Raw genomic sequence first — 14,676 nt, 5'->3', positions numbered from 1 at the left:
CCTTCATGTCTCGCACGCTCCTGCTCGCCGAACAACTGATCTCCCGCCCTTCCGTCACGCCGGACGATGCGGGCTGCCAGCAGATCCTCGGCGAGCGGTTGGCGCGGCTGGGCTTTCGCCTCGAGACCATCGAAAGCGGCCCCGCGGACTTTCGCGTGACCAACCTGTGGGCGTTGCGGCCAGGCGCGGCCGGCGGCGATGCAGCCCGCACACTGGTATTTGCTGGACATACCGACGTCGTGCCGACCGGGCCGCTCGAACAATGGACGAGCCCGCCCTTCACGCCCACCCACCGCGAGGGCCGGCTCTACGGTCGCGGTGCCTGCGACATGAAGACCTCGCTGGCCGCTTTCGTCGTCGCCATCGAAGACTTTCTGGCCGCCACGCCCGATCCGCGGCTCGCGCTGGCCCTGCTGCTCACGAGCGATGAAGAAGGCCCGGCCGTCGACGGCACCGTGAAGGTCTGCGAGGCACTGACGGCGCGCGGCCAGCGCCTCGACTATTGCATCGTCGGCGAGCCCACCTCGGTGCAACGCTGCGGCGACATGATCAAGAACGGCCGCCGCGGCACCATGAGCGGCCGGCTGACGGTCAAGGGCGTGCAGGGCCACATTGCCTACCCGCATCTCGCAAAGAACCCGGTGCATGCCTTCGCGCCTGCGCTGGCCGAACTGGTGGCGATCAATGCGGCCGGCGGGTGGGATGCCGCGGCCAATCCGTACTTTCAGCCCACCAGCTGGCAGATCAGCAACATTCACGCGGGCACCGGCGCCAGCAACGTCATTCCGGGCAGCGCGGTCGTCGACTTCAATTTTCGCTTCTCGACCGAAGCCACCCCGGAGTCGCTGCAGGCTCGGGTGACGGCCGTGCTCGATGCGCATGACGTCGACTACACCCTGACCTGGACCGTCGGCGGCCTGCCCTTCCTGACCACGCCGGGTGAACTGGTCGCCGCGGTGCAGCAGGCCATCCGCGAAGAGGCCGGCATCGAGACCGAGCTCTCCACCAGCGGTGGCACCAGCGACGCCCGCTTCATCGCGCGCATCTGCAAGCAAGTCGTCGAACTGGGCCCTGTGAACGCCAGCATCCACAAGATCGACGAGCACATCGCCGTCGACGAGATCGAGCAGCTCAAGAACATCTACCAACGCACGCTGGTTCGGCTCGAAGCACTGCAAACGCCATGACCACGGTGATCGATCTCATCGAGGCCGGCGAAAAGCAGCTGGCCGATGCCGGCGTGGCCTTCGGCCACGGCACGACCAACGCCTTCGACGAGGCCGCCTGGCTGGTGCTGTGGCGCCTGGGCCTGCCGCTGGACGCCCTCGACGAGGCCGCCGAACGCCCCGTTTCCCCAGCCGACGCGGCGCGGGTCGCCGATTTGATGGCCGCGCGCATCGCGACCCGCAAGCCTGCGGCCTATCTGACCAAGGAAGCCTGGCTGCAAGGCGTGCCCTTCTACGTGGACGAGCGCGCCATCGTGCCGCGCAGCTTCATTGCCGAGTTGCTGGCCGACGGCGGTATCGACCCGTGGCTCAGCGAGTCGACCCGGCAGGTGCTGGACCTGTGCACCGGCAACGGCAGCCTGGCCGTGCTGGCCGCCATGGCGTACCCGGACATCAGCATCGATGCGGCCGACCTGTCGACCGATGCGTTGGAAGTGGCCGCCATCAACATCACGCGTCACGGCCTGGACGACCGCGTTCGATTGGCTACGTCGGACGGGCTGGCCGCGTTGCCCGGTCCGTACGACCTGATTCTGTGCAACCCGCCCTACGTCAATGCGCAGAGCATGTCCGCCCTGCCCGCCGAATACCGTGCCGAGCCTGAACTGGCGCTGGCAGGCGGCAGCGACGGCATGGACTTCATTCGCCGCCTGCTTGCCGATGCGCCAACCCGGATGAGCGAACAGGCCGTGCTGGTGCTCGAGATCGGCAACGAGCGCGTGCACTTCGAAACAGCCTTCCCGAAACTCGAGGTGGTGTGGCTCACCACCAGCGCGGGCGACGACCAGGTCTTGCTGGTCACCCGCGACTCTCTTCTCTCATGATCACTCTCAGAAACGTCATCCTCCGCCGCAGCGCCAAAGTGTTGCTGAACGGCGCGAGCGTCACCATCAATCCCGGCGAAAAGGTGGGTCTGGTGGGCCGCAACGGTGCGGGCAAGTCGACCCTCTTCGCGCTCTTCAACGGCACGCTGCATGAAGACGGCGGCGATTTCTCGGTGCCCCAGGCCTGGCGGCTGGCGCAGGTCGCGCAGAACATGCCCGAGACCGACGAGTCGGCCTCCGACTTCGTGGTGGGTGGCGACACGCGCCTCGTGGAACTGCGCGATGCGCTGGCACGTGCGGAAGCACAGCACGAGGCGGAACCCGACGACGCCGAGATCGGCATGGCGCTCGCGCATGCCTACACCGATCTGCACGACGCCGGCGAGCACGATGCATTGCCGCGCGCGCAGGCGCTCATCCTGGGGCTGGGCTTCAAGGTGCACGAGCTCGATCAGCCGGTCAACAGCTTCTCCGGCGGCTGGCGCATGCGGCTGCAGCTGGCGCGGGCGCTGATGTGCCCGAGCGACCTGCTCCTGCTCGACGAACCGACCAATCACTTGGACCTGGACGCGCTGGTGTGGCTCGAATCGTGGCTGCAGCGCTACGCCGGCACCATGATCGTCATCAGCCACGACCGCGAGTTTCTCGACGCCGTGACCGACGTCACGCTGCACATCGTGCACGAACAGCTCACCCGCTATGGCGGCAACTACAGCGCCTTCGAGACCCTGCGCGCGCAGCAACTCGAGCTTCAGCAGGCCGCCTTCGCGAAGCAGCAGGACAAGATCGCCCACCTGCAGAAGTTCATCGATCGCTTCAAGGCCAAGGCCAGCAAGGCGAAGCAGGCCCAGAGCCGGGTCAAGGCCCTGGAGCGCATGGAACGGGTCGCGCCGCTGCTGGCCGAGGCCGATTTCAGCTTCGAGTTCAAGGAGCCGGGCAACATCCCGAATCCGATGCTCACCATCGGCGATGCCAGCTTCGGCTATCGCTTGGACGACGCGCCGCCCAAGACCATCCTCACCGGCGTCAATCGCTCGGTGCTGGCCGGGCAGCGCATCGGCATCCTCGGCGCGAACGGCCAGGGCAAGTCGACCCTGGTCAAGACCGTCGCCCGCGAGATGGGCGCGCTGGCAGGCGCGGTGACCGAGGGCAAGGGCCTGAACATCGGGTACTTCGCGCAGCAGGAACTCGACGTGCTGCGGCCGCAGGACACCCCCCTCGAGCACATGGTGCGCATGGCGCGCGAACTCGGCTCCAGCACGCGCGAACGCACGGGCGAGCAAGACCTGCGCGGCTTCCTCGGCAGCTTCAATTTCAGCGGCGACATGGTGAAGCAGCCGGTCGGCACCATGAGTGGCGGAGAGAAGGCGCGACTGGTGCTTGCGATGATGGTCTGGCAGCGGCCCAACCTGCTGCTGCTCGACGAGCCGACCAACCATCTGGACCTGGCCACGCGCGAGGCGCTGGCCGTGGCCCTCAACGAGTTCGAGGGCACGCTGATGCTGGTGAGCCACGACCGTGCACTGCTGCGCTCGGTCTGCGACGAGTTCTGGCTGGTCGGCCGTGGCCGCGTCGGCGACTTCGACGGAGACCTCGACGACTACCAGCGTTATCTTCTGGAAGAAGCCAAGCGCGTCCGCGAAGAGGCACGGCTCGCCTCCCGCGAGCCCGAGATCGCCACACCGCCGGCGGCGCCAACGCCAGCGGCCGCGCCCGATCGTCAGCAACGCAGCAGCCAGGCCAAGCCGCTCAAGCGCGAGTTGCAGCAGGTGGACGAGCGGCTCGCCGCTGCCGGCGCGGAGAAGTCTTCGCTCGAGGCCCGGCTCAACGCACCGCTGCCGGCCGCAGAGATCGCCGAGGCCGGCCGGCGCCTCAAGGCGCTGAACGACGAGATCGGCCAGCTGGAGGAACGCTGGCTGGCGCTGTCCGACCAGATCGAGGCGCTGGCCGTCGGCTGAACGGACGTGATAGCCTCCGGCAGACCATGCCCTCGGCCATCGAACTCGCCCGTGGTGATCCCGAGCTGATCGCTGCCATTCAGCGCAGCCGCCGTCTGCTCGGGCGCAAGGCGCTGATTGCCGCCGCGGCCAGCGCAGTGCCCATCCCAGGTGTGGACTGGGCCGCCGATGCCGCCCTGCTTTCCCGACTCATTCCCAAGATCAGCGCCGAATTCGGCTTGTCGGTGACCCAGCTCGAAGGGCTGGCACCTCACCAACGTGATCGCATCCAGAAGGCCGCCACCGCGGCCGGTGCCTTGCTGGTGGGCCGGCTCGTCACGCGCGAGCTGCTGCTGAAGCTGGCGCGCCATGCCGGCATCCGGCTGACGGTGAAGCAGGCCACCAAGTACGTGCCGGTCGCAGGGCAAGTGGTCTCAGCCGCGATCGGATACGCCGCAATGCGGGCCTTGGGCGAACTGCATATTCGCGACTGCGTCCAGGTCGCTCAATCGGTGCGTCACCTGCTCCCCTCACCTGGCATCGCCGCGGCAGCGATCGAGGCTCCCCGCGAAACGCCTCGAAGGCGTTTAGGCTGGCCGGGCCTGCGTTGGCGTTGAAACTTGATGTTTCTTTTCGTGCGTTTGTCCCCACAGGCGATTGGCCTACCACCTCGCAGGAAAATTTGCCATTGTCGAGATGGACATAATGGCGGCATAACCATGACAGCCCTGCCAAGGGCGGCCCAGGAGTCAGGATCACATCAGGATCGAGGCGAGGAGTTCAACGATGAATGAGACAGATCTCGCAGCGTCAGTGGAAAGGCTCATGACACGAGTCGACTACTACCTGCACTGCGAGCTGGACGAGGAATACGACCACGAGCGGCCCGACATCGCGCGGCGCCATCTCGAAGCGGCGCTGCGGCAAGAACTGCTGCGAGCCAGCGCTGTCGGCCTCGTCTCGGCCATTGCGGGCGTCCAGCCCGAAAGCTGAAGCGCTTCCCGAAGTCGAAGTCAACGACGGCGCAGGGGCTCCTGCGGCGCGAGCGACCAATTGGCAGTCGCTTCAGCGGCCGCCTGCGCTTGGCGCTCGTTGATCTTCTTGGCGGTCAGCTGCGCCGACATCTCCAGCTTCTTCAGGTCTTTCTGCGTCAGGTCGTTGTTGGGCGCAAAGCTGAAACAGCAGATCGTGCCGTACACACGGCCATCGGCCAACACCACGGGCGTGCTCATGTGGGCCCCGATCGGAAACGGCGCACGCGGCAGGCTTCGCGCCTCCGGCAACATACCGACATCGTGGATCAGTTGCGGCAGCCGCCCATCGACCACGCGCTGACAGTAGGACTCCTCCAGCGACGACGACTGGCCCGCTTCGATCACCCTGGCTTCGGGCCGGGTGTCCACGCGCTTGAACACGCGTCGTCCATCGGAGAACTCCGAGACGAAGGCCACGTCCATCTTGAGGTGCTCGCGCAGGAGGCGCAGAACCTCCCCCACGGAGTTGTCGATCAGTTCGTCCGAGCCATCGCTGGTAGCGACCAGCAGCTCGGAAATCTTGACGTCGAAAGCGTCAGGGGCGTAGTCGGAATCGTGAAGGGACATGCGCGAAGATTCTAAGCAGCTCCGGGCCCATTGCAGAGCTAGCGCCGCGACACGGCCCACTCTGCAGCGCGGCGCAAGGGCGACCAGGCACTGCGAGCGGCCACGACGCGTTCGCGGACGATCGCGGCGGCCCGACGCTGCCGGGCGACGGACTCGATGGCCATCGCCACCAGCGCAGCAGCGGGATCGCCCCGAAGCGCGTGGTCCCGCAACGCCTGCGCAACCTGCTCCAGGTCGTCGCTGCTCAGGCGAGCGAAGCGAAGGTCGTCCTCCTGGAAGGCCATTACAAGGTGCTGATCAGCCGAACGAGGACGGGCACGGCCACGACCAGCACGCCGAGCATGACATTGCGCCTCCAGGCCATGGCGCGCTCAGCGCGCTGTGCGTCGCGAAAGGACGCCAGAAATGCGCGTTGCGATGCCGGGTCGCATTGATCTTTCCACCATTCGTGGGACACGGATTGGGCTTGGTTCGTCGTCATGTAACCTATTGTGCTTAATGTCGAAACTTAAACCAAGGTAGTAATCCACGATTTTTTTAGTACTTTCCTCCTCCAAATGGAGGAGGCGCAGGCCGACTTCCAAGCCGAAGGACAAGCCTTTACACCATCATCTGACCGAAGCCGTTAGAGTTTTCCCGTGGACCCCTGGCAACCCAATCTCAACTGGATCACCGAGCTGATCGCCGTCGGCGGCAGCTTCCCGTCGGAGTGCGCCGAACTGCTCGCACGCGAACACCGTGTCCAGGCCATCGTCGACCTGCGTGGCGAAGCCATGCCCGACACCCAGCTGTATCACCGCCACGGCATCACCCTGCTGCACCTGCCCACCTCGGACATGCACCCGGTGGAGGTACCCGATCTGGAGCACGGCATCCGCTTCGCGAACGAGTTCCTCGACCAAGGCCAACGCGTGCTGATCCACTGCGAGTTCGGCATCGGCCGCTCGGCCACGCTGGCTTTGTGCCTGCTCGTGCATCGCGGCCAGTCGCCACTGGAAGCGCTCGCGCTGATGAAGAAGCAACGGCCCATCGTCGCGCCCTCTCCGCCTCAGTTTCGCTGCTGGTCGGCCTGGCTCGAGAGCTACCGGTTTTCAAGCGACGTCGACTGGGACGTGCCCAGCTTCTCGCAGTTCAAGGCGCTGGCCTATGAGCGCGGCGGGAAGTAGACAAAGCAAGAGCGCGCGTCGATTGCCATGTGCTCAAAAGTAAACCCGTCATCGATGACCGATGACGGGTTGCTCAGCGCTTGGGGTCGGGGTGGTAGGACGTACAAGATTCGAACTTGTGACCAACGGATTAAAAGTCCGCTGCTCTACCAACTGAGCTAACGTCCCCCGATTTTTTTGCTTCGCCAGCCTGAGCCGGCAAAGCCCGAAATTATAGCGTCCCGCTGCGGGCGATCTGGTCCAAGATCCATCCCGCTGCGCATTGACCGAAGGTCGCGGTCACGCTGACCACCGAGCCGTAGCCGTGGCAGTTCAACGAGCCGTCGGCGTCTTCGATGGCGCAAGAGGCATCGGGCGGTGCCACGCTCTCGCGACTGAAGACGCAGTGCACGCCCATCTTGCGGCCTTCGCGCGGCGCGCCGTGCTCCTTGCGCAGGCGCTGTCTCAATTGCGCAAGCAATGGGTCGTGCGTGACGGCGGCCAGATCGTCGATGTCCACCTTGTGCGCCATTCGCTTGCCGCCGGCCGCGCCGACGCTGACGAACTCGACGCCGCTCGCGCGCGCCCACGCCGCCATCGCGACCTTGGCCCGCACCTGGTCGCATGCGTCGACGATGCCGGACACGGGCCCATTCGCCGCAATGGCATCGGCCACGAGCGACTGCCAGTTGTCCGGCTCGACGAAGTCATCGATCGCCAGGACTTCGCAGCCCGGGTTGATGTGCGCGATGCGTTCGCGCATGGCCTCGACCTTGGCCTGGCCGACCGTGGTGTCGAGCGCATGGATCTGGCGGTTGATGTTGGACTCGGCGATGTGGTCCAGGTCGATCAGCGTGAGCCGGCCCACGCCACTGCGCGCGAGGGCTTCGACAGTCCAGGAGCCGACGCCGCCGATACCTGCGACGACCACGTGCGCGGCACGGATGCGTGCGGCGCCCGGCACGCCAAAGAGCCGCTCCAGCCCGCTGAAACGGCGGGCAAGGTCGGCGTCGCCGAACCCGGCGGAAGCGGATTCGATGGGGGCGCTCAAGTACGCGGACTCCGCGTCAGCGCAGTCGCGACAGGCGCTCGCGGCCTGCCTGAGCGGCCTCGGACTGCGGATAGGCCTTTACCAGGTCTTCCAGCGTGCGGCGCGCCGCACGGTTGTCCTTGAGTTCGATCTGGCAATTGGCGATCGACAGCACGGCCTCGGGTGCCTTCGCATGGTCGGGCGCCAGCGACAGCATCGACCGGAAGTTTGCGATGGCCTCGTTGTAGTTGCGCGTGGCGTACTGCGCATTGCCCAGCCAGAACAATGCCGAGGCGTTGTAGCCGCTCTGCGGGTAACGCTTGACGAATTCGGCGAACGCGGTTTGCGCCTGCGCGAACTGCCCACCACGGAACACGCCCAGGGCCGCTTCGAAGTCGGCCTTCTCACGCGGGTCGGCATTGAATTCGCGGCCGTCGACCGAGACCTTCGAAGGCTCGCTCTGCTTCAGCCGGTTGTCGATGTCGCCCTGACGCTGCTGCATCTCGGTGACCGAGCGCGTGAGCTGCTCGTTCTGGCCCGTCATGCGTTGCAGTTCGCCGCGCATCTGCTCGATCTGTGTCTGCAGCTCGAGCAGGCTGCGCCGCAGCTGTGCGTTCTCGTCGTTCTGCCTCTGCTCGGCCTGCTGGCGCATCGTCTCGACCCGCTGGCGCAGGTCGAGGATGGCGCGCCGCGCTTCGTCGTCCTCGAACAACGCAGCCTGTGCGCCCAGAGAGGCGCACAGCAACGCAGCGGCAAGCGCCGCACCGCGCAACGGGGAAACGAATCGCATCATCGACGGTAGGTGATCTCGGCGCGGCGATTTTGCGCCCATGCGTCTTCACCGGTGCCTTGGGCGGCCGGCTTTTCCTTGCCGAAGCTCACGGCCTCGATCTGGTTGTCCGACACGCCGAGCAACACGAGCGCACGGCGCACGGCTTCGGAACGCTTCTGGCCGAGCGCCAGGTTGTACTCACGGCCGCCGCGCTCGTCGGTGTGGCCTTCGATCGAGATGCGGCGCTGCGTGTTGGCCTTCAGGAAGCGCGAGTGGCCGTCGATCAACGACTGGAACTCGGGCTTGATGGTGTAGCTGTCGAAGTCGAAATAGACGATGCGCGCCACACCTACCGGGCCCTGCGCCGTCTGCGCATTCGGGTCGATGGTGACCGGTGCCACGCCGCTCGCGGCACCACTGCCCGAGCCCGCTCCACCAGAGCGATCCACCACCGGCGCATCGTTGAGCTTGGTGCCCGACGAGCACCCGGCGATGAGCGCCACGATGGCCAGCGAATAAATCGTACGTCTTAACATTTCGAACTCCTCAGGTTGATCATTCATTGCTTTTGAAACGGACCCCAGTCCGGTTCACGGATGTCTCCTGCCTGCCCGGCAAGTCGTGCTTTTATTTTTCCGTCCAGCGTGGTGGTCATCAGCGCCTCGCGCCCTCCCAGGCGAGTGGCATAGAGGATCAGCTTGCTGTTGGGCGCGAAACTGGGGTTCTCGTCGGCCGTCGTGTCCGTCAGTGCCGTCACGTTGCCGCTTGCCAATTCCATCACGTGGAGTTTGAAGGCTCCGCCCACCCTCGAGATGTAGGCCAACCACCGGCCATCGGCGCTGATGGAAGGAGAAATGTTGTAGGTGCCGCTGAAGGTCACGCGCGTCGGGTTGCCGCCACTGGCGCCCATCTTGTAGATCTGCGGCGCACCACCGCGGTCGCTCACGAAAAAGATGGTGCCGCCGTCCGCGGAATACACGGGCTCGGTGTCGATGCCGTTGCTCTGCGTCAAGCGCCGCGGCTCACCACCGCCGGCGGGAATGGTGTAGAGCTGAGATCCGCCATCGCGGCTCAGCGTGACAGCCAGCGTGTTGCCATCGGGCGACCAGGCAGGCGCGCTGTTGGACCCCTTGAAGTTGGCCACCAACCGGCGTTGGCCACTCGACACCGAATGCACGTACACCACGGGCTTGCGCGACTCGAAGGACACGTAAGCCAGCTGTGAGCCATTCGCGGACCACACCGGAGAAATGATCGGCTCGGGGCTTGCGAGCGCGGCCTGCGCGTTCTCGCCATCGGCATCGGCCACCCACAGGTTGTAGCGGCTGCCGCCCTTCGTCACATAGGCGATGCGGGTCGAGAAGATGCCCTTCTCGCCGGTCAGTTTCTCGTACACGTAGTCGGCGATGCGATGCGCCGCGAGGCGCAGGTCGCCTTGCGGCACGGTGTAGCTCTGGCCGCCGAGGTCTTGCCCTCGCACCACGTCCCACAGACGAAACTTGACGTCGAAGCGGCCATCCGCCAAACGCGTGACACTGCCGGCCACGAGCGAATCGGCCGTGCGCTGGCGCCATAGGCTCAGATCGGGCCGCGATGCTTCATCGAGCGCCTGCCCGCTTGCATCGACGCCGCGAAACTGCCCGCTGCGTTCGAGGTCGGACTGCACGATGGCCGAGATCTTCTGCGGCGACGCATCTTCGCCCTTGAAGGGGACGAGCGCGATCGGCAACTGCGTCAAGCCGACGCCCGAAACTTCCACCCGGAATTGGGCGAAGGCAGGAGCGAGGGGGGAGGCAGCCAGGGCCGCGATAACGGAGCGGCGGGTGAAGAACGATGAAGAAGGGGTCGGGGAAAGTTCTTGCAACGGCTTTTTCATGCGGTTCGGAGAGCAATCCGAGAATTTAGTTTCATGCCCGGACGAAAGAGGCCACATGGTACACACTGCGATGAGGCACCCGTCACAAAACGTGTATGTACCGGCGCGGTCCTACAAGAGGCGCGAACCTTAGAATGCGCCGCCATGCAGCCTTCCCCTGCCGCCGAGCCGGCGCGCCCCCCTTTGACGCGCCGACTCGCTCGGCTCATGACCTGGTTCGGAGGCGCACGGCGCTGGTGGGCATTGGGCCTCAGCGGTGCCCTGATCGCGGCGGTGACCGAGCCCTTGATGGCCGCGATGCTCAAGCCCTTGCTCGATCGCGGCTTCAACCGCGGAGAACTGCCACTGTGGGCCATTCCCGCCGCGGTGATCCTGCTGTTCGCGGTTCGCGGCGTGGCGCAGTTCGTCTCGCAATACGCGCTCGCTCGCATCGCCAACGAAGGCATGCAGCGGCTTCGGCGCGTGCTCTTCGAACGCCTGCTCGCGGCCGAGCTTGCACTGTTCTCGCGACAGTCGGCCAGTTCGCTATCGAACACGGTGGTGTACGAAGTGCAGACCGGCGCCATGCTGCTGGTGCAGGCGCTGCTCGGCCTCTCTCGCGACGGCTTCACGCTGATCGCGCTGCTGCTGTACCTGGTTTACCTCAACTGGAAACTGACGCTCATCGTCGGCGTGCTGGTGCCCGGTGTGGCGTGGATCATCAAGGCTTTTTCGAAGCGGCTGTATCGACTCACGCAGCTCGGCCAGAAGGCCACAGATGAGCTGGCCTACGTGGTCGAAGAGAACGTGCTGGCGCATCGCATGGTGCGGCTGCACAACGCCGAAGCCGCGCAGGTGCAACGCTTCGAGCGCCTGAGCCACGATCTCAACCGATTGGCGGTGAAGTCGACCATCGCATCGGCTGCGACCACGCCGCTGACGCAGATCGTCGCTGCGGTCGGCCTCTCGGCCGTCGTGATGATCGCGCTGTGGCAAAGCGGCAAGCAGGGCTTCACGGTCGGTGGCTTCGTCGCCTACATCACCGCCATGCTGATGCTGATCGCGCCCATCCGGCGCTTGGCCGACATGACGAGCCCCATCACGCGGGGCCTCGCCGCACTCGAACGTGGACTGGCGCTGATCGACGAGGTCGCGCCGGAAACGCAAGGCACTCATCGATCCACGCGCGTGGCGGGCCGCATCGAACTGCGCTCGGTCAGCGTGAACTACCGCGGCGCCGACGAGGCACGCGCGCTCGACGGTGTGAGCCTTGCCATCGAGCCTGGAGAGAACGTCGCTTTCGTCGGCCCCTCGGGCTCGGGCAAGACGACGCTCGTCAACCTGCTGCCCCGCTTCGTGCTGCCCAGCGCGGGCGAGATTCTGCTCGACGGCCACGACGTCGGCCGCTGGCAGCTCGGCAACCTGCGCTCGCAGTTCGCGATGGTGAGCCAGGACGTGGTGATGCTCAACGACACGCTCGCGGCCAACGTGGCGCTGGGCGCCGAAATCGATCGCGAGCGTGTCGCCGCCTGCGTGCAGGCCGCCAACCTCGCGATGCACGTCGAAGGCCTGCCGCAGGGCATCGACACGGTGCTCGGCCACAACGCGACCCAGCTGTCCGGCGGCCAGCGCCAACGCCTGGCCATCGCGCGTGCGCTCTACAAGAACGCGCCGGTGCTGCTGCTCGACGAGGCCACCTCCGCGCTCGATACCGAATCGGAGCGCCTGGTGCAGGAAGCCCTGCAGCGGCTCATGCAGGGCCGCACCACCCTGATCGTCGCGCACCGGCTGTCGACCATCCAGCACGCCGACCGCATCGTCGTGATGGACCATGGCCGCGTCGCGGAGCAAGGCAGCCACGCGCAACTGATGGCACTCGATGGCCTTTACGCGCGGCTGCAGGCACATGCAGTGCGCGTGGCGCCGGAAGGCGGCGAACCCAGTCTCTGAGTCCGTGGCCCCGTGGGCTGCCAAGAATCGGCCGCCGACGTCAACCGACGTTGCGCACCGCTCGGTAAGCAGCTTGCAACGCGCGCATCATCGATGCATGCAAGCCGCCCAACTTCGGTTGCTGCCCGTACGGCGCTTGAGCAGGCACGGCGAAGAAATCCTCGGTCCAAGGCAGTTCGATCTGCTGTTCCAGGTTGAACTTCGTGTCGAAGGACAGGCCCGCAGCGCTGTATGCGGCAGGATTCGCCTGCTTCGTGATCGCGAACTCGCCCGTCTGAAGTCGCTGCACTGTCTGTGACGTACCGTAGGCCACGGTCACGGCCAAGCCGTCCTCTCGTTCGATGACCTCGCACACGAGCGCAGGTCGGGGCTTGGGCCCGGGGCTTCGCAGCGGAATCTCAGGGAACCGACACCAGACGATATCCCCTGGCGTCGGGGGTAGCCACGCTGCCACGTCAGAACAAAGACTGCTTCGACGTGATCTTGCCCTTGGGCAAGGCAGCGTCGGCGATCTTGCGCAGGGCTTTGAGCTGTTGCGCCGAAAGCGGCCCCTCATCGGGTTCATAGGCCGGCAGCTCTTCTTTGGCCAACCGTGAAAGCGCCATGTGCACGACTTCGGTCTCGGAGAGGTCGAAGCGCTCGGCCATGGCCTTCACGGTTTCACGGGTGACCCCGAACTGCGTGTTTCGACTACGAAACTTCAACAGCAGGCCAGATGGTGGGGCAGACATGCAGGCTCCTTCTATATATATCCAATATATACGATGGAGTCGTGTCGATGGCGCCCAGCCATCCGCCGGAACCTCAGAGCAACACGATGTCGTACTGCCCCTGCCCCATCGCCGGCTCGGCCTGCAGCGAGATCGGCTTGCCGATGAAGTCGCTGAGCCCGGCCAGGTGCTGGCTCTCCTCGTCGAGGAACAGCTCGATCACCTGGGGTGACGACACGATGCGGAACTCGCGCGGCGTGAACTGGCGGGCCTCGCGGAGGATCTCGCGCAGAACGTCGTAGGCCACGCTGCGCGCGGTCTTGACGATGCCCTGCCCGCTGCAGGCCAGGCAGGGCTCGCACAGCATGTGGGCCAGCGATTCGCGCGTGCGCTTGCGCGTCATCTCCACCAGTCCCAGTTGCGAGAAGCCGCCGGCCGTGGTCTTGACCCTGTCGCGCGCGAGCTGCTTGCGAAACTCGGCCAGCACCTGCTCGCGGTGGTCGTCGCGCACCATGTCGATGAAGTCCACGATGATGATCCCGCCCAGGTTGCGCAGCCGCAGCTGCCGTGCAATGGCCTGCGCCGCCTCCAGGTTGGTCTTGAAGATGGTGTCGTCGAAGTTGCGAGCACCGACGTAGCCTCCGGTGTTCACGTCGATGGTGGTGAGCGCCTCGGTCTGGTCCACCACGAGGTAGCCGCCCGACTTGAGGTCGACGCGCCGCCCCAGGGCCTTGGCGATCTCCTCGTCGATCGAATACAGGTCGAAGATGGGCCGCTCGCCCTTGTAGAGCTGCAGTTTGCCGGCCGCCTTCGGCATGAACTCCAGGCCGAACTTGAGCAGCGCATCGAACTGCTCGCGCGAGTCGAGGCGGATGGTCTGGGTGTCTTCGGTCGTCAGGTCGCGCAGCACGCGCTGCAGCAGGTTCAGGTCCTGGTGGAGCAGCGAGAGCGGCGCCATGCGGGTCGACAACTCGCGGATGCGTGACCAGGTCTTGCGCAGATAGGCGATGTCCTCGGCCAGCTCGGCGTCGCTCGAATCCTCGCCGTTGGTGCGCAGGATGAAGCCGCCCGTGGCCTCGGGCACCACGCCGCCGCTGCCGGCCGCGGCGGCGGCCTCGATCAGCGCCTGCATGCGCGCACGCAGCGCATCGCGCAGGTCGGACGGGATCTTCTGCGACACGCCCACATGGTTGTCCTGCGGCAGGAACACCAGCAGCCGGCCTGCGATGCTGATCTGGGTCGACAGCCGCGCGCCCTTGGTGCCGATCGGGTCCTTGATGACCTGCACCAGAAGCGACTGCCCCTCGAAGACCTGCTTCTCGATCGGCACGACCGACCCGCCACGGCCATCGCGTTCGACCACGGTGCTCGGCCTGGAGCCCGGCGTGAACGGGGCCACGATGTCCGCGACGTGGAGGAACGCGGTGCGGTCCAGCCCGATGTCGATGAAGGCCGACTGCATGCCCGGCAGCACGCGCGAGACCTTGCCCAGGTAGATGTTGCCGACCAGCCCGCGCTCGAGCGTGCGCTCCACGTGGAGCTCCTGCACGGCGCCGTGCTCCACCAGCGCGACGCGGGTCTCTTGCGGAGACCAGTTGATCAGGATGTCTTGCATGTTGTATTGGC

The 14,676-nt window shown here is 65.9% G+C and carries 16 protein-coding genes and 1 tRNA gene; 7 read left to right on the top strand and 10 right to left on the bottom strand.

Translation table 11 applies throughout. The annotated features are described in order from the left end of the window. Positions 1 to 5: 5 nt before the first annotated feature. The 5 genes from dapE (at position 6) to B0W80_RS35310 (ending at position 4,980) form a co-directional block, all read left to right on the top strand. Complete coding sequence (dapE, locus tag B0W80_RS00705) at positions 6 to 1,187, top strand: succinyl-diaminopimelate desuccinylase (RefSeq protein ID WP_076997170.1); 1,182 nt, start codon at positions 6 to 8, stop codon at positions 1,185 to 1,187. Next, the gene (gene prmB / locus B0W80_RS00700) at positions 1,184 to 2,050 is read left to right on the top strand and encodes a 50S ribosomal protein L3 N(5)-glutamine methyltransferase (protein WP_076997169.1); all 867 of its coding nucleotides are present in this window, start codon (positions 1,184 to 1,186) and stop codon (positions 2,048 to 2,050) included. Before dapE ends, prmB begins: the two co-directional genes overlap by 4 nt. After that, positions 2,047 to 4,008 (top strand): ABC-F family ATP-binding cassette domain-containing protein, encoded by a 1,962-nt coding sequence (locus B0W80_RS00695; RefSeq protein WP_076997168.1) that lies wholly within the window; start codon positions 2,047 to 2,049, stop codon positions 4,006 to 4,008. Before prmB ends, B0W80_RS00695 begins: the two co-directional genes overlap by 4 nt. A 26-nt stretch (positions 4,009 to 4,034) precedes the next feature. Further along, a complete protein-coding gene (locus B0W80_RS00690; protein WP_256856431.1) occupies positions 4,035 to 4,604 on the top strand; it encodes a hypothetical protein in 570 nt (189 codons plus the stop codon). A 208-nt stretch (positions 4,605 to 4,812) separates the two neighbouring features. Further along, entirely contained in the window at positions 4,813 to 4,980 is a 168-nt protein-coding gene (locus tag B0W80_RS35310; RefSeq protein WP_179106797.1) for a hypothetical protein, read from the top strand. Between the two features lie 20 nt (positions 4,981 to 5,000). Here the strand turns inward: B0W80_RS35310 and B0W80_RS00685 are convergent, their stop codons facing one another. Continuing rightward, positions 5,001 to 5,588, bottom strand: coding sequence for a GAF domain-containing protein (locus tag B0W80_RS00685; RefSeq protein WP_076997167.1), 588 nt, complete (start codon positions 5,586 to 5,588; stop codon positions 5,001 to 5,003). A gap of 38 nt (positions 5,589 to 5,626) precedes the next feature. Continuing rightward, the gene (locus B0W80_RS00680; RefSeq protein WP_076997166.1) at positions 5,627 to 5,872 is read right to left on the bottom strand and encodes a hypothetical protein; all 246 of its coding nucleotides are present in this window, start codon (positions 5,870 to 5,872) and stop codon (positions 5,627 to 5,629) included. A gap of 354 nt (positions 5,873 to 6,226) precedes the next feature. Between B0W80_RS00680 and B0W80_RS00675 the strand changes: the two genes are divergently transcribed. Further along, a complete protein-coding gene (locus tag B0W80_RS00675; RefSeq protein WP_076997165.1) occupies positions 6,227 to 6,754 on the top strand; it encodes a dual specificity protein phosphatase family protein in 528 nt (175 codons plus the stop codon). Between the two features lie 92 nt (positions 6,755 to 6,846). Here B0W80_RS00675 and B0W80_RS00670 read toward each other — a convergent pair. From B0W80_RS00670 to tolB, 5 genes are all read right to left on the bottom strand, one after another. After that, positions 6,847 to 6,922 (bottom strand) — tRNA-Lys (locus tag B0W80_RS00670). Positions 6,923 to 6,965: 43 nt separating this feature from the next. Next, a complete protein-coding gene (locus B0W80_RS00665) occupies positions 6,966 to 7,784 on the bottom strand; it encodes a ThiF family adenylyltransferase (protein ID WP_076997164.1) in 819 nt (272 codons plus the stop codon). Positions 7,785 to 7,800: 16 nt separating this feature from the next. Further along, positions 7,801 to 8,556, bottom strand: coding sequence for a tol-pal system protein YbgF (gene ybgF / locus B0W80_RS00660; RefSeq protein ID WP_076997163.1), 756 nt, complete (start codon positions 8,554 to 8,556; stop codon positions 7,801 to 7,803). Beyond that, positions 8,553 to 9,071 carry a peptidoglycan-associated lipoprotein Pal gene (pal, locus tag B0W80_RS00655; protein WP_076997162.1) on the bottom strand — a complete coding sequence of 173 codons (519 nt, stop codon included), beginning with the start codon at positions 9,069 to 9,071 and terminating at the stop codon, positions 8,553 to 8,555. Before pal ends, ybgF begins: the two co-directional genes overlap by 4 nt. Positions 9,072 to 9,094: 23 nt before the next feature. Next, complete coding sequence (gene tolB, locus B0W80_RS00650) at positions 9,095 to 10,411, bottom strand: Tol-Pal system beta propeller repeat protein TolB (protein ID WP_256856430.1); 1,317 nt, start codon at positions 10,409 to 10,411, stop codon at positions 9,095 to 9,097. A gap of 144 nt (positions 10,412 to 10,555) precedes the next feature. On the opposite strand from tolB, the gene msbA reads away from it, so the two are divergent. Further along, positions 10,556 to 12,340 (top strand): lipid A export permease/ATP-binding protein MsbA, encoded by a 1,785-nt coding sequence (gene msbA / locus B0W80_RS00645; RefSeq protein WP_076997161.1) that lies wholly within the window; start codon positions 10,556 to 10,558, stop codon positions 12,338 to 12,340. Between the two features lie 40 nt (positions 12,341 to 12,380). On the opposite strand, the gene B0W80_RS00640 is transcribed toward msbA, so the two are convergent. The 3 genes from B0W80_RS00640 to rng form a co-directional block, all read right to left on the bottom strand. Then, on the bottom strand, positions 12,381 to 12,665 hold the full coding sequence (locus B0W80_RS00640; RefSeq protein ID WP_256856429.1) for a hypothetical protein: 285 nt from the start codon (positions 12,663 to 12,665) through the stop codon (positions 12,381 to 12,383). 130 nt (positions 12,666 to 12,795) lie between these two features. Next, on the bottom strand, positions 12,796 to 13,071 hold the full coding sequence (locus B0W80_RS00635) for a hypothetical protein (protein WP_076997159.1): 276 nt from the start codon (positions 13,069 to 13,071) through the stop codon (positions 12,796 to 12,798). Positions 13,072 to 13,144: 73 nt separating this feature from the next. After that, positions 13,145 to 14,665, bottom strand: a complete 1,521-nt coding sequence (rng, locus tag B0W80_RS00630; protein WP_076997158.1) for a ribonuclease G — start codon at positions 14,663 to 14,665, stop codon at positions 13,145 to 13,147. Between the last annotated feature and the right edge of the window lie 11 nt (positions 14,666 to 14,676).

The sequence above is a fragment of the Variovorax sp. KK3 genome, from assembly GCF_001984055.1.
In the GTDB taxonomy this organism is placed as follows: Bacteria; Pseudomonadota; Gammaproteobacteria; order Burkholderiales; family Burkholderiaceae_C; genus Variovorax.
The sequence above is the reverse complement of the archived record's forward strand: the minus strand, read 5'-3'. Positions and strand labels throughout refer to the sequence as shown.